Consider the following 20,792-nt stretch of genomic DNA (forward strand, 5'->3'; position numbering starts at 1 on the left):
CTGGAACGGCGTTCCAAGATTGGAACGTCATTCCAGTACGACTCGGAGGAGACGACCATGAAGACTTCGGTGACGATCATCGGTGCCGGGCTCGGCGGCCTCACGCTCGCTCGCGTCCTGCACGTCCACGGCATCGCGGCCACGGTGTACGAGGCGGAGGCGTCCCCGGCGGCGCGCACGCAGGGCGGGATGCTCGACATCCACGAACACAACGGCCAGGCGGCGCTCGAGGCCGCCGGTCTGACGGCCGGGTTCCGCGACCTGGTCCTGGAGGGGCGCGAAGCGACGAGGATCCTGTCGCGCGACGGGACGGTCCTGCTCGACGAACCCGACGACGGAACGGGCGGCCGTCCCGAAGTCCAGCGCGGCGACCTGCGCCGCCTGCTGCTGGATTCGCTGCCGGAGGGCACGGTCCGCTGGGGCCACAAGGTCACGGGCGTCCGCACGCTGGCGGACGGCGGCCACGAGGTGACGTTCGCCAGCGGCGGCAAGGTGGTGGCGGAGGTCCTGGTCGGCGCGGACGGGACGTGGTCCCGAGTCCGGCCGCTGCTGTCCGAGGTGGTGCCCGAGTACGTCGGGACGTCGTTCATCGAGACGTACCTGTTCGACGCGGACAACCGCCACCCGGAGGCGGCGAAGACCGTCGGCGGCGGCGGGATGTTCTCGATGGAGCCGGGGAGGGGGATCCAGGCGCACCGCGAGAGCGGCGGGAACCTGCACACCTACGTGGTGTTGTCGAAGCCGCTGGACTGGTTCGCCGAGGTCGACGTCACGAACCCGGCCCGGGTGGCGGCGGAGTTCGAGGGCTGGGCCCCGGAGCTGCGGGCGTTGATCACCGACGGCGAGACGGCCCCGGTGCTGCGCCCGATCCACGCGCTCCCGGCCGGGCACCGGTGGGAGAGGGTGCCGGGGGTGACGCTCCTCGGCGACGCGGCTCACGTGTCGGTGCCGAACGGTGAAGGCGCGAATTTGGCGATGTTCGACGCGGCGGAGCTGGGCAAGGCGCTCGCCGCGCATCCGGGCGACGTCGAAGCGGCGCTGGGGGAGTACGAGGAGGAGTTGTTCACGCGGAGTGCGGAGGAGGCGATCGAGGCTGCGCGTGATTTCGAGCTGTGCTTCGGCGAGAAGACGCCGCAGAGCCTGGTCGACCTGATGACGGGCAAGGCCCCGGCCTGACGACCGCGGGCGGCGGCGGAGAAAGTCGCCGACCAGCCCGGCCGCGGCGCGAGTCGCGGCGCGCGCGACGGGTCGTTCCCGGCCCCCACCGGGAACGACCCGTCTCCCCCTTGCTAACCGGTCTAACCGGCCGCCCGGGTCACCACGGCGTTGCCGGAGCCGGTGCGGGCGCGGACCCTCAGCTTCACGCCGCCCTCGGGCGCGACATCGGAGACGTCCAGCTCGCTCGACACCCGCCCGTTGCTCGACGTCAGGTCGACCTCGGCGGTCGTCCCGCCACGGATTCCGACGCGGACCTCGCCCGAGCCCGTGATCAGGTCGAGCGAGCCCGAGGCCGCGTCGGCCACCGACAGGTCGCCGCTGCCCGTGCGGGCCATCACCTCGCCCGAGACCGCGCCCAGCCACACGTCCGCCGTGCCCGTCGCCAGCGTCGCCGATCCCGCCAGCGACGTCACCTCGACGTTGCCGCTGCCGCTGCGCAGCTGCAGCCCGCCCAAGGTCGGGCCGAGCTTGATGCCGCCGCTGCCGGAGCGGACCGTCGCCGCGCCGTCGGCCCGGTCGAGCTTCACCTCGCCGGAACCCGTCGTCACGTCGACGCGCCCCGCCGAGCCCGTCACCGTCACGTTCGCGGCGCCCGCCCGGACGTCCACGTGCGAACCCGCCGGCGCGCGCACGACCACCGCGAGCGCGACGTTCCGCAATTGCCACGCCTTCGGTGCCTGGACCACCAGGCGGTTGCCGATCTTCTCGATCCGGCTCTGCCGCACAGCTTCCGTCGGCGACGCCGCCGGGTCGACGCCCAGCTGGTCGCCGAACCGCTCGCCGACCCACGACAGCAGGCTGTTGACCCCCGCCACCCACGGCTGCTGCTCGCCCTGGTCGTGCCGCAGCTCGACGCGCGCGCCGGAATCCCCCTCCAGCACCAGCTCGACGCGGCCGATCGTGACGCTGACGTCGAGCTCCAGCGGGCCCTCCGCCTCGAACTCGTCGATCCGCACCAGCTCGTCGTTCGGCTCTTCGGCCGGTGTCGTCTGCTCTTCGCTCATTTCGATCCCCTCAGCCTTCGACCCAGCCGTGCAGGCGCGACCCCGAGCCGCCCTTGCCCTGGTGCTTGTGGCCCGCGCCCGGCGAGCCGTGTCCCAGCGCCCCCTGCACGGCCTGGGAAACGAACGTGTTCAGCGAGACACCCTGCGCCGCCGCGGCCCGCTCGGCCTGCCCCTTGATCTGCTCGACCAGCCGCAGCGTGATGCGGCTGATGTCACCGCCGTCGATGGGTGGTGGCGGCGTGGTGTCACGTGGTGTCGCGCGCGGCGGTGCCTCCTCGGCGGCGCCGGTGACGACCACGCGGACGTCGCGTCCGTCGAGGCGCACGTCCACCACCTGGCCCGGCAACGCGGCCGTGACCTCGGCCGCGAGGTCGGCGAGGGCGTTCATGAGCGTCAGGCGGACGGCGGGTTCGAGCGCGGAGGACAACAGCGCGGCCGCCCGCCGGGTCTGCTCGTCCCCGGCGGCAGCCGTGTTCGCGAGGTCCTCGCGAAGGTTGGCGATGTACGGCGTCAGGTCCATGACACCACTATGACGTCACCAGCGACGTCAGTCAAGGCGGCAGTGATGTCACGTGTCCCCCGGCGGTGCGGGGCCCGTTCGCGGTTAGGCTGCGCGGGGAGTCGTGGACAAGGAGTGCGGACGTGGCCGGAACCGTGTCACCCAGGGTGCAGCTGATCGCGAAAACCGAGTTCTTCCCACCCGAGGACGTGCCGTGGTCGACCGACGCCGAAGGCGGTGAAGCGCTCGCCGAGTTCGCCGGCCGCGCCTGCTACCAGTCGTGGAAGAAGCCGAACCCGGCCACCGCCACGAACGCCGGCTACCTCGAGCACATCATCGACGTCGGCCACCTTTCCGTGCTGGAGCACGGTTCCGTGACCTTCTACATCACCGGGATCTCGCGGTCGCTGACCCACGAGCTGATCCGCCACCGCCACTTCTCCTACTCGCAGCTTTCCCAGCGGTACGTCCCGGAGCGCGACGCCGAGTTCGTCGAACCCGAGGTCATCGCGAACGATCCCGTGCTGCACGAGAAGTTCCTCGCCGCGACGCGGGCGAGCGTCGACGCCTACACCGAGTTGCTGGCCGGGCTCGAGGAGAAGTTCGCCGACGTCCCGACCGCGACCCTCCGCCGCAAGCAGGCCCGCCAGGCCGCGCGGTCGGTGCTGCCGAACGCGACCGAGACGCGGATCGTCGTGACCGGCAACTACCGCGCGTGGCGCCACTTCGTCGGGATGCGCGCCACCGAGCACGCCGACGTCGAGATCCGCGAGCTGGCCGTGGAATGCCTGCGGCAGCTGCAAAAAGCCGCGGCGAACGTGTTCGCGGACTTCACCATCTCGACGCTGCCGGACGGCACCGAGATCGCGACGAGCCCGAAGGTGTTCGAAGGCTGATGAAGCGACTGGCGATCGACGTCCGGCCCGGCGAGTACGCCGTCGTCCGGCTGCCCGCGGACGCCCCGGTGCCCGCGGAGCTCTTCGCGCCCGGCAGCGAGTTCGTCTCGGTGACCCGCACGCCCGAGGAGCTTTCGGTGATCTGCCCGGCCGGCCGCGAACCGGCGGGCAGCACGGCGGCCGAGGACGGCTGGCGGCTGCTGTCGGTCCGCGGACCCCTGGAGTTCACGCTCACCGGCATCATCGCCGCGCTGGCGTCCGAGCTGGCCGCGGCGGGCGTGGCGCTGTTCTCGATGTCGACGTTCGACACCGACCACATCCTGGTCCGCGCGACGGACCTCGACCACGCCGTGAAGGCGTTGCGCGAATCCGGCCACGAGGTCGCGCACATCTGAACCGGTTCGGGGTACCCGGGGCCCGAGGGTGGGAGCGGTCACCCTTGCCCGACAAAGTTCGGCATGCCTAAACTTCGGTTTAGGATCCCCGACATCCGGTCCTCGAAAGGTGGGCGTCATGGCTGTGACCGAGGCAGTCCGGCCGAAACTGACGACCCGCCTGCGCACCGGTTCCGCCCTGCTCGGGCCGGCGTTCGTGGCGGCGATCGCGTACGTCGACCCGGGGAACGTCGCGTCCAACATCAGCGCCGGCGCCCGCTACGGCTACCTGCTGGTGTGGGTGATCGTCGCGGCGAACCTGATGGCCGTGCTCGTGCAGTACCTGTCGGCGAAGCTCGGCCTGGTCACCGGGACGTCGCTGCCGGAGGCCCTGCGCGCCCGCCTGTCCAAGCCCGCGCGGCTGGCGTACTGGCTGCAGGCCGAGGTGGTCGCGATCGCCACCGACCTGGCCGAGGTGGTCGGCGGCGCGATCGCGCTCAACCTGCTGTTCGACCTGCCGCTGATCGTCGGCGGCTTGATCACGGGCGCGGTTTCGCTGACGCTGCTGGCGGTCCAGGACCGCGGCGGCCAGCGGACGTTCGAGCGCGTGGTCACCGGGCTGCTGCTGGTCATCGCCGTCGGGTTCCTGGCGAGCCTGTTCGTCGAGCCGCCGTCGGCGACGGAGACGCTCGGCGGCCTGGTGCCGCGGTTCGACGGCGCGGGCAGCGTCCTGATCGCGGCGGCGATGCTCGGCGCGACGGTGATGCCGCACGCGGTGTACCTGCACTCCGGCCTGGTCCGCGACCGCCACGGCCGCCCGGACGCCGAGCGCCGCGGCCGCCTGCTGCGCGCGACCCGCGCGGACGTCGGCCTGGCGATGCTGCTGGCGGGCGCGGTGAACCTGGGCATGCTCCTCCTGGCGGCGACGAACCTGCAGGGCCAGGACGGCGTGGACAGCATCGAGGGCGCGCACACGGCGGTCGCGCAGGCGCTCGGCCCCGGCGTGGCGTTGATGTTCGCGATCGGCCTGCTGGCTTCGGGCCTGGCGTCGACGTCGGTGGGCGCGTACGCGGGTGCGATGATCATGCAGGGGTTGCTGCACAAGCGGATCCCGCTGGTCCTGCGCCGGCTGGTGACGCTGACCCCGGCGATCCTGGTGCTGGCCCTGGGCGCCGACCCGAGCGCGGCGCTGGTCGTGTCGCAGGTGGTGCTGTCGTTCGGGATCCCGTTCGCGCTGGTGCCGCTGATCCGGCTGACCGCGGACCGGTCGCTGATGGGCGAGGACGCGAACCGCCGCCTGACGACGGTGGCGGCGTCGGTGATCGCGGCGATCATCATCGCCCTGAACCTGGTCCTGATCTACCTGACCTTCGCGGGCTGACCCGGTGGCCTGGATCTACGCCCTCAACGCCGAATGCGGGGAACGCGAGACCCACGCCCGCGACCTCGCGCGGCACTTCGCCGGCTGGCCGACGCGCGTGTTCGAGGGCGAAGCCGCCTGGTGGTGCGGTGTCGTCCCGGAAGGCCTCAGCCGCACCGGCGAGCGGTCCGACGAGGAGGCGAGGGCCATGACCGCGGCCGGACGCCGCCTCTACTGGCTGCTCCGGACGGCACCGCCGGTCTACCGCTACGCCCTCGCCGGGATCGAGACCGACCTGTTCCGCGGCTACGACGAGTTGATGGCGGAGCGGGACCTCACGATCTTCCCCGGACTGGTCCTCCGCGAGGACCTCTGGGCCGCGGCGGGGGAGCGCGCCGAGTTCAGCGACTTCGCCCCGGGGTACCGGTGGATCCCGTACGGCGGCGAAACCCGGCGTTGAGTCACGAATTCCGCGGAACCGACAGCGCGCTCCGGCACTCCGACTAGCATCTGCGCGACCGCCGCTAGAAGGAGCACCGTGACCGACGAACAGACCCGGCCGTACCCACCGCAGGCGCCCGTCACGCCTGGTCAGCGGGTTGTCGCGGGCCGCTACCTCCTGCTGGGTGAACTGGGCCGGGGCGGCATGGGCGTCGTCTGGCGGGCGCAGGACCAGGTCATCGGCCGCCCGGTCGCCGTCAAGGAGCTGCGGCTGCCCGACGCCGAGTCCGCCGCCGTCTTCTCCGAACGCGCCCTGCGCGAGGTGCGCACCGGCGGGCGGCTCAACGATCCGGCCGTCGTCACCGTCTACGACGTCGTCACCGACGGCGGCACCACCTTCATCGTCATGGAGGCTCGTCGAGGCGCCCAGCCTCGCCGACCTCGTGCGGCAGCGCGGGCCGATGCCGGCCGCGCAGGCCGCGCAACTGGGGGAGCGGGTGCTCGCCGCGCTGCAGGCCGCGCACGCCGCCGGGATCGTGCACCGGGACGTCAAGCCCGCCAACATCCTCGTCGCGCCCGACGGCCGCGTGAAGCTCACCGACTTCGGCATCGCCCACGCCGTCGACGACCCCCGCCTGACCACCAGCGGCATGATCGTCGGCTCGCCCGCCTTCATGGCGCCCGAACGCGTCGAAGGCCGCGAAGCCCTGCCCGCGTCCGACCTCTGGTCCCTCGGCGCGACGCTCTTCTACGCCGTCGAAGGCACCATCCCGTTCGAGCGCGCGACCACCGCCGCGACGCTGCACGCGATCATGACCGAGATCCCGTACCTCACCCGGGCGCAGGGCCCGATCGCCGCGGCCATCCTCGGCCTGCTCGTCGCCAACCCCGACGCCCGGCTGTCCGCGGCACAGGCCCAGCACCTGCTGACCACGGCGCAGGGCGTGCGGCCGACCCCGCCGAACGGCACCGCGATGCTGCACCAGCCGCCCGCAGAGCCGCCGAAGCGGTCCCGCCGCACCCTGTGGCTCTCGGGCGCCGCGGTGCTCGTCGTCGCCGCCCTCGTCGGCGGTTTCTTCGCGGGCAAGGCCTTCGAGGCCCCGGCCCCCGACGAGCAGAAGCTGCCGACGATGACCTACGGCCTCGGCGGGCAGATGCGGGTGGACACCAGCTCGAGCTACATCTGCTACAACGCGACCGTCCAGGACGGCGGCGTGATCAGCAAGGACAACGACGGCGAGTGCACGGAGAGCCACACGCTCGAGATCTTCGACACCGGCGACGCCATCGGCACCGCGAGCTGGTCCGACAGCGACGCGGAAGTCGCCGCCTACCCGGGCCAGGCCGCCGTCACCGCGGTCGCCGAAGCCCGCTGCGCCGCCTCCTTCCGCTCGTCGATCGTCCCCGAGACCAAGCGCGACGGCCTCAAGTACCGGGCGCTCGTCCCGACGCAGGGCGAGTGGCAGAGCGTGCCCGACAAGTCCGGCGACTACCCGACGCGCGAGTTCTACTGCGTGCTGGCCAAGGCCGACGGCGGCCCCATCTCGGCGCCGATCGTGACCAAGGTCAAGTAGAAGTTCCGCGACGAGCGGCCCGGCCCGGGAAATCCTCCGCACTTCACCGGGGTGACCAGGTCGGCGCGGTTTTTGTCGGGGTGACGAGGTACCGTCTCAGCATGTCCAACCCACCTACCACAGGCATTTCGGGGGACCGGGTGGCGGAGCCCCCGGCCCGGAGCGAAGCTTCGGCTGTCACAGCGCCCGGACGGCCGTTCGGGCGCGTGCTCACCGCGATGGCGACCCCCTTCGACGCCGACGGCGCGCTGGACCTGAAGCGGGCGCAGGAGCTCGCCGAGCACCTCGTGGAGCTGGGGAACGACGGCCTCGTCATCAACGGCACCACCGGCGAGAGCCCGACCACGAGCGACGCGGAGAAGCAGGAGCTCGTCCGCGCCGTGGTCGAGGCCGTCGGCGACCGCGCGACCGTCGTGGCCGGCGCGGGCACCAACAACACCGCGCACAGCATCGAGCAGGCGAAGCAGGCCGAAGCGGCGGGCGCGCACGGCCTGCTCGTCGTCACCCCGTACTACTCGCGCCCCAGCCAGGCCGGGCTGTACGCGCACTTCACGGCGGTCGCCGACAGCACCGGGCTGCCCGTGCTGCTCTACGACATCCCGCCGCGCTCGATCGTCCCGATCGAGGTCGACACGCTGCGGCGGCTGGCCGAGCACCCGCGGATCGTCGCGGTCAAGGACGCCAAGGGCGACCTGATCGCCGGCTCCGAGGTCATCGCCAACACCCACCTCGCCTATTACTCCGGCGACGACGGCCTGAACCTGCCGTGGATCTCCGTCGGCGGCGTCGGCGTGGTGAGTGTGATCGGTCACGTCGTCGCGGGCCGGATCCGCGCGATGATCGACGCCTACGAGAACGGCGACACGTCCACCGCGCGCACCAACCACCGCGCGATGCTGCCCGTTCTGCGCGCGATGTCGCGGGTCGGCGGGGTCGCGTTCAGCAAGGCGGCGCTGCGCCTGCGCGGCTTCGACATCGGCGACCCGCGGCTGCCGATCGTCGCGCCGACGGCCGAGCAGACGGCCTTGATCGCCGCCGATCTCACCCAGGGCGGCGTGCCGTTGGGCGACACGGCGGCCCAGGACTGGCATGGTGAGCGGGTGGCACAAGCAGACTCGCGAGCGGCCTACGTCGCGCCGACCTCGCACACCAGCGTTGGGACCCTGCCTCGGTGAGCTCACTTCCCCCAGGTCCAGGCCCCACCAACGCCCCGCCCGCACTGCCCGAGGGAGCCCTGCGCGTCGTCGCGCTGGGCGGCATCGGCGAAGTCGGGCGCAACATGACCGTCTTCGAGTTCGGCGGACGGCTGCTCATCGTCGACTGCGGGGTGCTCTTCCCCGAGGACGACCAGCCCGGCGTCGACCTGATCCTGCCCGACTTCCGCGCGATCGAGGACCGCCTCGACGACATCGACGGCCTGGTGCTCACCCACGGGCACGAGGACCACATCGGTGCCGTCCCGTTCCTCCTGCGCCTGCGGCCGGACCTGCCGATCTACGGCTCCAAGTTCACCAACGCCCTGCTCGCGGCGAAGGCCAAGGAGCACCGGCAGCGACCGAACCTGATCCAGGTCCGCGAGGGCGAGCGCCGCGACGTCGGCGTGTTCAACCTCGAGTTCTTCGCGGTCAACCACTCCATCCCGGACGCGCTCGCGGTCGCGATCCGCACCCCGGCGGGCGTGGTCCTGCACACCGGCGACATCAAGCTCGACCAGCTCCCGCTCGACGGGCGCCTCACCGACCTGGCCGGGTTCTCCCGGCTGGGCGACGAGGGCGTCGACCTGTTCTGCGTCGACTCGACCAACGCCGAGGTGCCCGGGTTCGTCATGCCCGAGCGCGACATCGGCCCGGTGCTCGACGACGTCGTCCGCAAGGTCGACCAGCGCGTGATCGTGGCCTGCTTCGCCAGCCACGTGCACCGCGTCCAGCAGGTGCTCGACGCCGCGCAGCGACACGGCCGCCGGATCGCGTTCGTCGGCCGGTCGATGGTCCGCAACATGGGGATCGCGGCCGACCTCGGCCTGCTCAACGTGCCGGAGGGCCTGCTGGTCGACCTCGACCAGGCGAGCAATCTGCCCGAAAGCAAGGTCCTGTTCGTCTCGACGGGTTCGCAGGGCGAGCCGCTCTCGGCGCTGTCGCGGATGGCGCGCGGCGAGCACCGGCAGATCTCGATCCGCGCGGGCGACACGGTCGTCCTGGCCAGCTCGATGATCCCGGGCAACGAGACCGCGGTGTTCGGCGTGGTCAACGGCCTGACCCGGCTCGGCGCGAACGTCGTCCACCAGGGCAACGCGAAGGTCCACGTGTCCGGCCACGCGTCGGCGGGGGAGCTGCTGTACCTGTACAACGCGGTGCGCCCGAGCAACGTCATGCCGGTGCACGGCGAGTGGAAGCACCTGCGCGCGAACGGCGAGCTGGCGATCCGCACGGGTGTCGCCCCGGAGAACGTGGTCATCGCCGAGGACGGCGTGGTCGTCGACCTGGTCGACGGCAAGGCGTCCCGCACCGGCCGCGTCGAGGTCGGGCACGTGTACGTCGACGGCCTCTCGGTCGGCGACGTCGGCGAGTCGACGTTGTCGGACCGGCTGGTCCTGGGCGAGGGCGGGTTCATCGCGATCAACGTCGCGGTGGACTCGAACACCGGCCGCGCGGTCAGCAGCCCGACGGTGGCGGGCCGCGGCTTCTCCGACGACCCGAAGGCGCTCGACGCCGTGGTGCCGCTGGTGGAGATGGAGCTGGCGCGCACCGAGGCCGAGGGCATCACGGACACGCACCGGATCGCCCAGGCGGTCCGCCGGGTGGTGGGCCGCTGGGTGGCGGACACCTACCGCCGCCGCCCGATGATCGTCCCGACGGTCATCCCGGTCTGACCAAGCTTCGTGAAGGCCACCTCGAGGTTTCTCGAGGTGGCCTTCACGGCTTTCCGGCGCGCCTGAGGCTGTTAGGCCGTCTGGACCACGAGCCGCCGCTTTGCCGCGGGCTAACCTTGGTCCCCACCCCGCCTCACGCAGAGAGGCCGCGCCGATGGGACGTCACTCGGACGGCAGACGACGCCGGCTGCTCGTGCCCGCCCTCGCGACGGGCCTCGTGCTCGTGCTCGGGGCCGCGGCTTGGGTGACCGTCTCGGTCGTGCGTGCGCGGCCGACGTGCGAGCAGCCGGCCCAGGTCCTGGTCACCGCGTCGGCGGACATCGCCCCGGCGCTCTCGCTCGTCGCGCGGGGGCTCGACCTCGAGTGCGGCAGCGTCGAGGTCCAGACCAGGGAGGCGACGCAGGTCGCCGAGCGGTTGGCGATGTCCGACGGCAGCCCGCGGCCGCAGGTCTGGGTGCCGGACTCGACGCTCGCGTTGCGCCGCGCCCGCCAGCTCGGCGCCGCCGACGTCCCGGAATCGGGGTCCTCGGTGGCCAGCTCACCGGTGGTGCTCGCGGTCGCCGAGGACGTCGTCAAGGGGCGCACGCCGACGTGGGACGAGGTGCTCGCCGCGCCGGGCGCCGTCCCGGGGATGCCCGACCCGTCACGCGACGCGGTGGGCGCACTGGCGTTGCTCGGCCTGCGCGACAGCGTGAAGACGGCCGCCGAGCCGTCGGGGGCGTACGTCGCGTTGCTGCGGCGGTTCTCGGCGAACACCCTCGGCGCGGAGACGGATTTGATCGCCCGCCTGCCGGGCTCGAGCGACGGCGGCGGCACGGCGGCGGTGACGGCGTTCCCGGCGTCGGAGAACTCGGTGCTGCGCCACAACATCGAGGACGCGACATCGCCGCTGGTCGCCGTCTACTCGACGGCGGTGCCCACTTTGGACTACCCGTTCGCCGAGCTGGGCGGGGTTTCGCCGCGGCAACGGCCGATCGTCGACGCGCTGCGGGCCGCAGTGCTCGGCGACGCGGGCGCGGTCGCGATCGCGGAGACCGGGCTGCGCGCGGCGGGCGGGCAGGCGCTGAGGACGCACACGGACGACCCGCGCGTGAACCCGGCCGGCTTCCGGGCGGCGAACCTCCCGCCGTCGGCGGTGGTCGACGAGCTGCTCAACCAGTGGGCGGGGGTCAACCTGAGCGCGCGGGTGCAGGTGCTGATCGACGTGTCGGGGTCGATGAACGCACAGGTGCCGGGCACGTCGCTGAACCGGATGCAGCTGACGGCCGAGGCGACGCAGAAGGCGTTGCACCTGTTCAAACCGGCGACGCAGCTGAGAATGCTGGCATTCTCGACCAAGCTCGACGGCGACAAGGACTACCGCGAAATCCTCCCGATGGCTTCGGTGGCCGCGCACCTGGCGAGCGGCGCGCAGGACAAGCTGGCCCAGCTGAAGGCAACACCGGACGGCGGAACGGGGCTGTACGACACGATCCTGGACGCGTACCGCACGGCCCGCCGAGAGTGGGAGCCGGGCAGGCTGAACCTGGTGATCGTGATGACGGACGGCCGCAACGAGGACCCGCGCTCGATCTCCCGCGCGGATTTGCTGACGGAGCTGGCGAAGCTCCAGGACCCCAGGCGCCCGATCCCGCTGATCGGCGTGGGCGTGGGCCCGGACGCCGACAAAGGGGAGCTGGACCAGCTGACCGCGGCGACGGGCGGTCAGGCGTTCGTAGCGCCGGACCCGGCGAAGATCACGGACGTGTTTTTCGGGGCTCTGAGCCGGATCGCCGGCGGATGAGGGCGTAAACGCCCAGGATCACCGCGAGGCTGATCAGGCTCAGGTACAGCTGCGCCCGCGTGTCCGCGTCCACGAACAACATCGACGCCACCACGACCAGGGTCAACCCCAGCGTCAGCCAGCTCAGCCACGGATAACCCCACATCCGCAGCTTCAACCGATCCGGCGCCGAAGCCTCCAGCGACCGCCGCATCCGCAGTTGCGATCCGCAGATGATCGCGTACACGAACAACGCCACCGCGCCCGCCGAGTTGATGATGAAGTAGAAGATCTTGTCCGGTGACACGTAACTCATCACCACCGCGACGTACCCGACCGAAGTGGACGCCAGGATCGCCTTCCACGGCACTCCGCGCGCGTTCGTGTCCGCGATCCACGACGGTGCCCACCCGTGCCTGCGCAACGCGAACAACATCCGGGATGCCGTGTACAGCCCCGAATTCAGCACCGACAACGCCGCCGTCAGGACCACCGCACTGACCAATGTGGACGCCGCCGGGATGCCGAACCGGCTGAACGCCGCCGCGAACGGGCTCGTCTCGCTCGGGATCTCGCGCCACGGTGTGATCATCACCAGCAGCGCCACCGAGCCCACGTAGAACACGATCACCCGCCAGACGATCGTCGACGTCGCCTTGCGGACCGCCGTCTCCGGCTGGTCGGACTCCGCCGCCGCGATCGTCACGATCTCCGCTCCGAAGTACGAGAAGATCACGATCACCACGCCGTGCACCACCGAAAACGGGCCCTGCGCGACGAAGCCGTCCAGGCTGATGTTGCCCACCGAGAAGTGCGCGCCCGGCCAGAGCCCCAGCACGAACAGTGCCCCCAGCACCAGGAACACCACGATCGTCGCGACCTTGATCGACGCCAGCCAGAACTCCGTCTCGCCGAACGACCGCGCCGACGCCAGGTTCGTCGCCGTCAGCAGCAGCATCAACCCCAGCGAGAACACCCACTGCGGCACGCCGGGAATCCAGCCCTGCAGGATCTTCGCGCCCGCCACCGCCTCGAACGCGACCACGCCGACCCAGAAGTACCAGTACAGCCAGCCGATCGTGAAGCCGGCCCAGCCGCCCAGCGAGTCGCGCGCGTACTCCATGAACGAGCCCAGTGCCGGCGCCGCCGTCGCCATCTCGCCGAGCATCCGCATCACGAGCACGACCAGCAGCCCGCCGAGTGCATACGACAAGACCGCGGCCGGGCCGACGGTGTGGATCACCGCGCCGCTGCCGATGAACAGGCTCGCGCCGATGATGCCGCCGAGGGCGATCATCCGGACGTGCCGCTGGCGCAACTCGGGCCGCAGCCCGGACTTCGTCGTCAAGGTGCTTCCTCCCCGGGTGAGCGCGGATCGCGGGATTCTCGCACCCGAAAGCCGTCCGGTGAAGAATTTGCGCAACGTCAGTGCGTGAGGATCTCCGACTTGCGCTGCACCAGGTACGCCCCGGCCAGCAGGATGGCCGCGCCGAGCAGCTGGACCCACGCCAGCTCCTCGCCGATCAACGCCCAGGCCGCCACGGTCGTGATGACCGGCTCGACCAGCCCCAGCACGCTCGCCACCGACGCGGGCAGGTGCCGCAGCGCCGAAATCCCGCAGACGTACGCCAGCACCGTCGCGACCAGCACCAGCAGGACCAGCAGCAGCCACACCGGCGGGTGCCACGCACCGAACTCGACGTCCACGCCGAGCAGCCCGACCGGCCACGTCCACGGCGGCGCGACCAGGCTGATCAGCACCGCGCCGATCACCATGCCCCAGGTGACCAGCCCGAGCGGATCGATGTCGGCCACCGCGCGCTCGCCGAGCAGGAAGTACCCGGCCGAGCACAGGGCCGCGCCGAAGCCCGCGAGCAGCCCGACGCCGTTCAGCGTGACGCCCTGCCAGACCTGCGCGACCAGCGACAACCCGACCATCGCCAGCGCGATCCCGCCCCACACCGACCGCGGCAGCCGGTGCCGCCGCACGAACCGCACCCACAGCGCGATGAGCACCGGCGAGACGAACTCCAGCAGGATCGCGATGCCGACCGGGATCCGGCCCGCGGCGACGAAGTAGAGCAGCTGCACGCCGGCCACCCCCAGCAGGCCGTACCCGGCCAGCACCGGCAGCTCGGCCCGGCGCACCCGCAGCTTGCGCGGCGCCACCAGCGCCACGCCGACGAGCAGCACGGCCCCGGCGAGCCCGATCCGCATCGCGGCCACCTGCTCCGGGCTGAACCCGGCGGACATCGCGGACTTGCCCAGCGTGCCCGACGTGCTGAAGAACAACGCGGCGAGCAGGACAAGCGTGGTCCCGCGGCCGCGGTGGGCGACGCGGGGAGGCGCGAGGACGGGCAGCTCGGTGGTCACCGTCGCGACTCTAGGGCTCGCCGCGTGACTGCCGAAACGGTTTTTCCGGTTACTCCGCCTGCTTCAGCCCGGTGGCGACGTGCGTTGTGATGGTGGCCAGCCGCTTGCCCTGGACCCGCAGCGCGCCGAGCGCCAGCTCGTCCGGCGCCGCCGACTTGCGCGAGACGAACGAGCCGCCGTACGGGTTGCCCGACTCCATCAGGTGCGGGTCGGCGTAACCGAGCGGGACGACGATCGCACCCCAGTGGTAGAAGACGTTGTTGATCGCCAGCAGCGTCGACTCGAGGCCGCCGTGCCTCGTCGACGCCGTGGTGAACGACCTCGCGACCTTGTCGGCCAGCTTTCCCTGCGCCCACAACCCACCCGTGCTGTCCAAATAGGACTTGAGCTGGGCGGCCGGGCCGCCGAACCGGGTCGGGCTGCCGACCGCGAGGCCGTCGGCCCACTCGAGGTCGGCGAGGGTGGCCAGGTCGTGGTGCGGTCCGGCGTCCACCCAGGCCTGCCAGCGCGGGTTCTTCGCGACGGCGTCGGCGGGCGCGGTCTCCGGCACGGTCCGCACGCGCACGTCGGCGCCGGTTTCGCGGGCCCCCGCGGCGAGGGACTCGGCGAGGGCGGCGGTGTTCCCGGTCGCGCTGTAGTAGACGACGAGTATCCGTGTGCTCACCCCCGCGACTCTAGGGGCGCCGGAAGTCGTGTCTCAGGATCCGGACTTCGGCTTCCACGGGCTGACCGTGTCGGTCGGCCGCGTCGGGTCGTGGAAGCGGGGCCGGTCGAGCTCGTCGCGCCGCAGCGGGACCAGGCCGTCGGTGATCGCCTGCATGATCTTCGCGTGCGCGCGCACGCCGGCGCCGGGCCGCTCCGGCTCGACGTCCGACAGGTCGACGGGCTCGCCGAAGTGCACCCGGAACTTCGGGCGGCGCAGGGGAGCGCTGAGCCCGGAACGGGCGAGCGGGACCAGGTCGGCCGGGCCGTTGACGGTCTCGGTGCCCCAGTAGACGGCCTCGTGCGCGCCCCACTGGCTGATCGGGATCACCGGCACCCCCGAGGCGAGCGCCAGCCGCGCCGCGCCGGTCTTGCCGCGCTCCGGCCACAGGCCCGGGTCGTGGCTGATCCGGCCCTCGGGGTAGACGATGATCGGCTCGCGCGTGGTCTTCATCGCCTCGACGGCCTCGGCGAACTGCCCGACGGCGGTCCCGGCGTGCTTCCGGTCGACCCGCAGGTGGCCGCTGACCCGCAGGGCGGGCCCGATCACGGGCGCGTCGAGGATGCCCCCGGCCAGCATGAACCGCGGGTTGATGCCGATCCGCTTGCACGCCGCCATCAGCACGAACGCGTCGAACACGCCGATGTGGTTGGCCGCCATCAGCAGCGGCTTGCCGCGCAGCTGCGCCGGGATCCGGCCGGTGACGGTGAGCCGCCCGACCAGGTTCACCAGCCCGCGGTCGATGTTCAGCATGGTCCGCCAGATGGCGGGGGCCCGGCGGGAGGTGTTGTCGGAGTGCAGCGCGACCATGGGCAGAGCATGGCAGACGCCGATTTCACCCGTTTGCGCACCGGCGGCCCAAGCGCCCCAAGGCGGCCTTGGTTGCGTCTGACGCACCCAAGGCGGCCTTCGTTGCGTCTGACGCACCGAAGGCCACATTGGGGCGCTTTCACCCGGATGGCCCCTCATGCTCCCGGTGTGAGACAGAAGTTCACCCTGCGCTGCGAGTGGCGCATGTGACGAAACGTCGTCGCCGGTTACCGTTGAGGCATGGCTGGGTCGGCGACGAGGAAGCGAAGCACGGGAAGCGGCGCGAAGGGGGCAGCGGCGCGTAAGCCGCGTACACCCGCGAAGCCACGTACCTCCGCTGCCCGCAAGCCCGCCCCTCGCGCGCGGCGCAAGACACCCGGGATCTTCGGCAAGAGCGTCCGCGGGACCTGGAACCTGCTGGCCAAGGGCATCGGCACGCTGGCGCGCACGGTCGGCCGCACCCGCGAGCTCGAGCCGGAGCACCGCCGCGACGGCCTCGCGCTCGGCCTGATCGCGCTGGCCATCGTCGCGGCCGTCGGCGTCTGGTGGCGGGCCGCGGGCCCGATCGGGGCCGGGGTCGAGATCGCCGCCCGGACCGTCCTCGGCGCCGGGGCCGTCACCCTGCCGCTCGTGCTGGTCGTCGTCGCCGTCGCGCTGATGCGGTCCGAGCCGCACCCCGAGACGCGGCCGCGGATGGTGATCGGCACGATCATGGTCGTCCTGTCCGTGCTCGGGATGCTGCACATCTTCACCGCGCTCCCGGCGACCAACGACGGCCGGATGTACGCCGGCGGCATCATCGGCGCCTTCTCCGGCGGCCTGCTGACCATGGGCGTCACCACCTGGGTCGCGGTGCCGCTGCTGATCCTCGCGCTGGTCTTCGGCGTCCTCGTGTTCACCGGCACGCCGGTCCGCGAGATCCCGCACCGGCTACGGCACTGGGGCCTCGACGAGGAGGAGATCGCCGAGGCCGAGGCCCAGCGCTCCGGGTTCGCCACCGACGAGGAGAAGGTCACCGAGGCCGACCCGAAGTCCGCGCGGCTGCGCAAGCCGTCGCGGCGCCGCCAGGCCAGCGAATCCGAGCCCGAGCAGCTGGACATCGACGCGATGCTCGCCGAGGCGCCGACTCCGGTCAAACCGCCCAAGCCGAAGCCCGTCGAGGTGCCGGAGAAGAAGCCGAAGAAGCCCGCCGAGCCGCCGCTCGCGGTGACCAGGACCGTCGAAGGCGACTACCAGCTCCCGCCGCCCGACCTGCTGAAGCTCGGCGACGCGCCGAAGTCCCGCAGCAAGGCCAACGACGCCATGATCGAGGCGATCACCGGCGTGCTGGAGCAGTTCAACGTCGACGCGCAGGTCACCGGCTTCACCCGCGGCCCGACGGTCACCCGCTACGAGGTCGAAGCTCGGCCCGGGCGTGAAGGTCGAGAAGATCACCGCGCTGACCAAGAACATCGCGTACGCGGTCGCCACCGACAACGTCCGGCTGCTGGCGCCGATCCCCGGCAAGTCCGCGGTCGGCATCGAGGTGCCGAACTCCGACCGCGAGATGGTGCGCCTGGGCGACGTCCTGCGCGCGCCGTCGACGGTCAAGGACAACCACCCGATGGTGATCGGCCTCGGCAAGGACATCGAGGGCCACTTCGTCACCGCGAACCTGACGAAGATGCCGCACCTGCTGGTCGCCGGGTCCACCGGTTCCGGTAAGTCGAGCTTCGTCAACTCGATGCTGGTGTCGCTGCTCGCGCGCTCGACGCCGGACGAATGCCGGATGATCCTGATCGACCCGAAGATGGTCGAGCTGACGCCGTACGAGGGCATCCCGCACCTGATCACGCCCATCATCACCCAGCCGAAGAAGGCCGCCGCCGCGCTGGCCTGGCTGGTGGAGGAGATGGAGCAGCGCTACCAGGACATGCAGGTCAACAAGGTCCGGCACATCGACGACTACAACAAGAAGGTCAAGTCGGGCGAGATCACGGCGCCGCCGGGGTCCGAGCGCGAGTACCGGCCGTACCCGTACATCATGGCGATCGTCGACAAGCTCGCCGACCTGATGATGACCGCCCCGCGCGACGTCGAGGACGCGATCGTCCGGATCACCCAGAAGGCCCGCGCGGCGGGGATCCACCTGGTCCTGGCCACGCAGCGGCCGTCGGTGGACGTCGTGACCGGCCTGATCAAGACCAACGTGCCTTCGCGGCTGGCCTTCGCGACGTCGTCGCTGACCGACTCGCGGGTCATCCTGGATCAGCCGGGCGCGGAGAAGCTGATCGGCATGGGCGACGCGCTCTACCTGCCGATGGGCGCCGGGAAACCGGTCCGCATCCAGGGCGCGTTCGTCGGCGACGAAGAGATCGCCGCGGTCGTCAACTACGCCAAGGAGCAGGCGCAGCCGGAGTACCAGGACGGCGTCACGGCCCAGAAGGCGGGCGAGAAGAAGGAGATCGACCCGGACATCGGCGACGACCTCGACGTCCTGCTGCAGGCGGCGGAGCTGATCGTGACGTCCCAGTTCGGGTCGACGTCGATGCTGCAGCGCAAGCTCCGGGTCGGGTTCGCCAAGGCCGGGCGGCTGATGGACCTGCTGGAGAGCCGCGGCGTGGTCGGCCCGTCGGAGGGCTCGAAGGCCCGCGACGTGCTGATCAAGCCGGAGGAGCTGGAGTCGGTCCTGTTCATGATCCGCGGCGGCGACCCGGTGCCGTCGGACCCGGACGAGGAGTGATGCAACCGGCGACGGCGTCCGGTCCGTCCTGAGCACGTGGACCTACAGCGATTAGCAGCCGGACTGTTCGCCTTCGCCGTCGTCGCGGTGGGCGCCGGGAAGCTCGGTCGCCTCCGGGCAGCCGGTCCCGGCCCGGCCGTCGGCGCCGTCGACGGTCAGCGCCGCCCCGCAGGGCGACGTCACCCTGCGCGTCGGCGAGGAGGCCGCGATCCAGGGGAAGGACCTGGCGGTCCGCTACCTGCGCGTCGTCGCCGATTCGCGGTGCCGCCCGAACATGATGTGCATCTGGCAGGGCGAGGCGACGCTGGCGTTCCTGCTGAAGGAGCCGGGCCGCGGCGAGAGCAGGACGGCGGAGCTGCACAGCGGCCCCCGGACCGGACCCCAGGCGACCTCGTTCGCCGCCAGCCGGGTCGAGCTGGTGTCGGTGAGCGAAGACGGCCAAGAGGCCACGATCCGGGTCAGCTAGGACCGGACAGGTTGGCGACGCCCGCTGTGGAAGCGACCGCGGCCAGAGAGATCCAAGCGGCTGGTCTTGACCGGCGGCCCGGGCCGGACGCCGGTTGCCGTGGCGAAGATCCGGCAAGCCGCCGTCCTGACCCGGGCCAGGGGACGGGGCTCAGCCGCCGAACTTGCGGACCGCCTCGTAGTACGTCCAGGCCGCGCCCTTGCACGCCACATTGGACCCGCAGACGCTCTTCAAGTCCGTGTACAGGTTGTCGTCGATCTTCAGCCGGTTCGCCTCCGTGAAGCGGCCCTGCTTCTTGTAGTTGCGGTAGCCGAAGTCGTGGCGGTGGCAGCCCGGGAGGAACTGCCAGCCGAACGGTGTGTCCGGCGACCACGAACAGCCGTCCGACGACCAGTCCAGCTGGCCGGAGTACGGCGCCTGGTTCCGGATCGACTCGAACCCGGACAGGGTGGTGTGGAAGAGGTACTGGTCGGTGACCGTCGGGATGTCGACGGCCGCCGCGGTGCCGGCGCCAGGAGGGCGCCCCCGCCGACAGTCACGGCCACCGCCACGGTGGCCCCCAGGTTCCGCAGTGTCGTGCGCATCGTTGCTTCCTTGCCGATCAATGGACGAGTGCCTGATCAGCTTCGGGCTTCGAGTGGCGCACGTCACCGCCCGAAAGGAGGTTGTTCGGAAAGTTTCCCTCAGAGTTCGAGCAACATGCGTGAATTGCCCAGGGTGTTGGGCTTGACGTACGGCAGGTCCAGGAACTCGGCGACGCCGGTGTCGTGCGAGCGCCGCATCTCCTCGTAGACCTCCTGCGTCACGGGCGTGCCGTCGATCTCGACGAAGCCGTGCCCGGCGAAGAAACTCGTCTCGAACGTCAGCACGAAGAGCCTCTTAAGGCCCAGCTCGCGCGCCTCGTCGACGAGCCGGGCGACCAGCACCCGTCCGACGCCCTGGCCGCGGACGGCCTTGTCGACCACGACGGTCCGCAGCTCGGCGATGTCCTCCCAGAGCACGTGCAGCGCGGCCGCGCCGACGACCTCCCCGCCGACCTCGGCGACCCAGAACTCCTGGACCGCCTCGTACAGCGTGACCAGGTCTTTTTCCAGCAGAACGCGTCCCGCGTCCGAGTCGACGAGGGCCTTGATCTTGCGGACATCGGCGATCCGCGCGCGGCGGATGCCCGGGCGGGGCGAGTCGGACGGCACGATCCTCAACATTGCCACACCGCCCGCGGCGGGCGCCGACACGACCGAGGTACGCGGTCCGGGACGTCGCCGTCGCACAGCGTCGTATGCTGCCTGCGAGAGGTGACCGGCCGAGTGGGGGAGACGATGACGCGCGCCGGATGGGACGCGTTCCAGGCCGCCGAAGCACAGGCGGCGGCGGGCCGCGCGGCCGCGCTGGAAGGTCCGGACGGGGTGGCGTGGCTGCTCGTCCCGGGCCGGGCGTGGCAGTGGCGGCGACCGGGAACGCCGTGGCAGTACGGCCCCGCACCCGCCGATCCCGGCTACCGCGCGGCCACCCGCGTGGTGCCTCCGCCGCCGGGCGGGCCGATGCCGCCGAGCGGGCCGGTTCCGGCGCCGGGCGGATTCGCTCCGGCACCGCCGGGTGGCCCGATGCCGCCGGGTGCGCAGGTGCCGCCGGGCGGACGTTTTCCCACGCCGGAGGCGGGGTTTCCAGCACCGCCGAGTCCGGTCCACGGTGGGCCAGTGCCTCCGAACGGGCCGTTCCCC

The 20,792-nt window shown here is 71.7% G+C and carries 18 protein-coding genes and 2 pseudogenes; 11 read left to right on the plus strand and 9 right to left on the minus strand.

The features are described 5' to 3' along the window. The first annotated feature begins 57 nt into the window (after positions 1-57). Entirely contained in the window at positions 58-1,176 is a 1,119-nt protein-coding gene (locus QP939_RS31040; protein ID WP_285449726.1) for an FAD-dependent oxidoreductase, read from the plus strand. Positions 1,177-1,298: 122 nt separating this feature from the next. Here the strand turns inward: QP939_RS31040 and QP939_RS31045 are convergent, their stop codons facing one another. Together QP939_RS31045 and QP939_RS31050 are read right to left on the minus strand one after the other, a co-directional pair. After that, positions 1,299-2,222: a DUF4097 family beta strand repeat-containing protein gene (locus QP939_RS31045; RefSeq protein WP_285449728.1), complete on the minus strand. Its 924-nt coding sequence runs from the start codon at positions 2,220-2,222 to the stop codon at positions 1,299-1,301. A 10-nt stretch (positions 2,223-2,232) separates the two neighbouring features. Then, complete coding sequence (locus QP939_RS31050; RefSeq protein WP_285449731.1) at positions 2,233-2,742, minus strand: toxin-antitoxin system HicB family antitoxin; 510 nt, start codon at positions 2,740-2,742, stop codon at positions 2,233-2,235. Positions 2,743-2,864: 122 nt separating this feature from the next. On the opposite strand from QP939_RS31050, the gene thyX reads away from it, so the two are divergent. From thyX to QP939_RS31090, 8 genes and pseudogenes are all read left to right on the plus strand, one after another. Then, entirely contained in the window at positions 2,865-3,617 is a 753-nt protein-coding gene (thyX, locus tag QP939_RS31055; RefSeq protein WP_285449733.1) for an FAD-dependent thymidylate synthase, read from the plus strand. Continuing rightward, positions 3,617-4,012 (plus strand): ACT domain-containing protein, encoded by a 396-nt coding sequence (locus QP939_RS31060; protein ID WP_285449736.1) that lies wholly within the window; start codon positions 3,617-3,619, stop codon positions 4,010-4,012. Before thyX ends, QP939_RS31060 begins: the two co-directional genes overlap by 1 nt. Positions 4,013-4,130: 118 nt before the next feature. Further along, positions 4,131-5,372, plus strand: a complete 1,242-nt coding sequence (locus QP939_RS31065; RefSeq protein ID WP_285449737.1) for an Nramp family divalent metal transporter — start codon at positions 4,131-4,133, stop codon at positions 5,370-5,372. Between the two features lie 4 nt (positions 5,373-5,376). Further along, a complete protein-coding gene (locus tag QP939_RS31070) occupies positions 5,377-5,811 on the plus strand; it encodes a hypothetical protein (protein ID WP_285449739.1) in 435 nt (144 codons plus the stop codon). Positions 5,812-5,889: 78 nt separating this feature from the next. Continuing rightward, positions 5,890-7,366 (plus strand): annotated as a pseudogene (locus tag QP939_RS31075) (serine/threonine-protein kinase). 140 nt (positions 7,367-7,506) lie between these two features. Further along, on the plus strand, positions 7,507-8,541 hold the full coding sequence (gene dapA, locus QP939_RS31080; RefSeq protein ID WP_285459888.1) for a 4-hydroxy-tetrahydrodipicolinate synthase: 1,035 nt from the start codon (positions 7,507-7,509) through the stop codon (positions 8,539-8,541). Beyond that, positions 8,538-10,235 carry a ribonuclease J gene (locus QP939_RS31085; protein WP_285449740.1) on the plus strand — a complete coding sequence of 566 codons (1,698 nt, stop codon included), beginning with the start codon at positions 8,538-8,540 and terminating at the stop codon, positions 10,233-10,235. The genes dapA and QP939_RS31085 overlap by 4 nt, the downstream gene beginning before the upstream one ends. A 154-nt stretch (positions 10,236-10,389) precedes the next feature. Beyond that, positions 10,390-12,018 carry a VWA domain-containing protein gene (locus tag QP939_RS31090; protein ID WP_285449741.1) on the plus strand — a complete coding sequence of 543 codons (1,629 nt, stop codon included), beginning with the start codon at positions 10,390-10,392 and terminating at the stop codon, positions 12,016-12,018. Here the strand turns inward: QP939_RS31090 and QP939_RS31095 are convergent. The 4 genes from QP939_RS31095 to QP939_RS31110 form a co-directional block, all read right to left on the minus strand. Beyond that, positions 11,972-13,345 (minus strand): amino acid permease, encoded by a 1,374-nt coding sequence (locus tag QP939_RS31095; RefSeq protein ID WP_285449742.1) that lies wholly within the window; start codon positions 13,343-13,345, stop codon positions 11,972-11,974. The genes QP939_RS31090 and QP939_RS31095 overlap by 47 nt on opposite strands. A 77-nt stretch (positions 13,346-13,422) precedes the next feature. After that, the gene (locus QP939_RS31100) at positions 13,423-14,370 is read right to left on the minus strand and encodes an EamA family transporter (RefSeq protein WP_285449743.1); all 948 of its coding nucleotides are present in this window, start codon (positions 14,368-14,370) and stop codon (positions 13,423-13,425) included. A 49-nt stretch (positions 14,371-14,419) separates the two neighbouring features. Then, positions 14,420-15,034 (minus strand): NAD(P)H:quinone oxidoreductase, encoded by a 615-nt coding sequence (wrbA, locus tag QP939_RS31105; RefSeq protein ID WP_285449744.1) that lies wholly within the window; start codon positions 15,032-15,034, stop codon positions 14,420-14,422. 33 nt (positions 15,035-15,067) lie between these two features. After that, a complete protein-coding gene (locus QP939_RS31110) occupies positions 15,068-15,883 on the minus strand; it encodes a lysophospholipid acyltransferase family protein (protein WP_285449745.1) in 816 nt (271 codons plus the stop codon). A 240-nt stretch (positions 15,884-16,123) separates the two neighbouring features. Between QP939_RS31110 and QP939_RS31115 the strand changes: the two are divergent. Next, positions 16,124-18,605: pseudogene (locus QP939_RS31115) on the plus strand (DNA translocase FtsK). Positions 18,606-18,656: 51 nt separating this feature from the next. On the opposite strand, the gene QP939_RS31120 reads toward QP939_RS31115, so the two are convergent. Then, positions 18,657-18,788 carry a hypothetical protein gene (locus QP939_RS31120; RefSeq protein ID WP_285449746.1) on the minus strand — a complete coding sequence of 44 codons (132 nt, stop codon included), beginning with the start codon at positions 18,786-18,788 and terminating at the stop codon, positions 18,657-18,659. A 91-nt stretch (positions 18,789-18,879) separates the two neighbouring features. Here QP939_RS31120 and QP939_RS31125 point away from each other — a divergent pair, with 91 nt between their 5' ends. Continuing rightward, positions 18,880-19,071: a hypothetical protein gene (locus QP939_RS31125; RefSeq protein WP_285449747.1), complete on the plus strand. Its 192-nt coding sequence runs from the start codon at positions 18,880-18,882 to the stop codon at positions 19,069-19,071. 150 nt (positions 19,072-19,221) lie between these two features. Here the strand turns inward: QP939_RS31125 and QP939_RS31130 are convergent, their stop codons facing one another. Further along, on the minus strand, positions 19,222-19,722 hold the full coding sequence (locus QP939_RS31130) for a phospholipase (protein WP_285449748.1): 501 nt from the start codon (positions 19,720-19,722) through the stop codon (positions 19,222-19,224). A gap of 32 nt (positions 19,723-19,754) precedes the next feature. Beyond that, the gene (locus tag QP939_RS31135) at positions 19,755-20,276 is read right to left on the minus strand and encodes an amino-acid N-acetyltransferase (protein WP_285449750.1); all 522 of its coding nucleotides are present in this window, start codon (positions 20,274-20,276) and stop codon (positions 19,755-19,757) included. Positions 20,277-20,792: the final 516 nt, after the last annotated feature.

The sequence above is a fragment of the Amycolatopsis nalaikhensis genome (assembly GCF_030264295.1).
GTDB classification, from domain to species: domain Bacteria; phylum Actinomycetota; class Actinomycetes; order Mycobacteriales; family Pseudonocardiaceae; genus Amycolatopsis; species Amycolatopsis nalaikhensis.

What these genes read in the sequence shown, in the direction of transcription:
- QP939_RS31040 (WP_285449726.1), top strand. Translation starts at nt 58, where the DNA reads ATGAAGACTTCGGTGACGATCATCGGTGCCGGGCTCGGCGGCCTCACG.
- QP939_RS31045 (WP_285449728.1), bottom strand. Translation starts at nt 2,222, where the DNA reads ATGAGCGAAGAGCAGACGACACCGGCCGAAGAGCCGAACGACGAGCTG.
- QP939_RS31050 (WP_285449731.1), bottom strand. Translation starts at nt 2,742, where the DNA reads ATGGACCTGACGCCGTACATCGCCAACCTTCGCGAGGACCTCGCGAAC.
- QP939_RS31090 (WP_285449741.1), top strand. Translation starts at nt 10,390, where the DNA reads ATGGGACGTCACTCGGACGGCAGACGACGCCGGCTGCTCGTGCCCGCC.
- QP939_RS31060 (WP_285449736.1), top strand. Translation starts at nt 3,617, where the DNA reads ATGAAGCGACTGGCGATCGACGTCCGGCCCGGCGAGTACGCCGTCGTC.
- QP939_RS31065 (WP_285449737.1), top strand. Translation starts at nt 4,131, where the DNA reads ATGGCTGTGACCGAGGCAGTCCGGCCGAAACTGACGACCCGCCTGCGC.
- QP939_RS31110 (WP_285449745.1), bottom strand. Translation starts at nt 15,883, where the DNA reads ATGGTCGCGCTGCACTCCGACAACACCTCCCGCCGGGCCCCCGCCATC.
- QP939_RS31125 (WP_285449747.1), top strand. Translation starts at nt 18,880, where the DNA reads ATGATGTGCATCTGGCAGGGCGAGGCGACGCTGGCGTTCCTGCTGAAG.
- QP939_RS31135 (WP_285449750.1), bottom strand. Translation starts at nt 20,276, where the DNA reads ATGTTGAGGATCGTGCCGTCCGACTCGCCCCGCCCGGGCATCCGCCGC.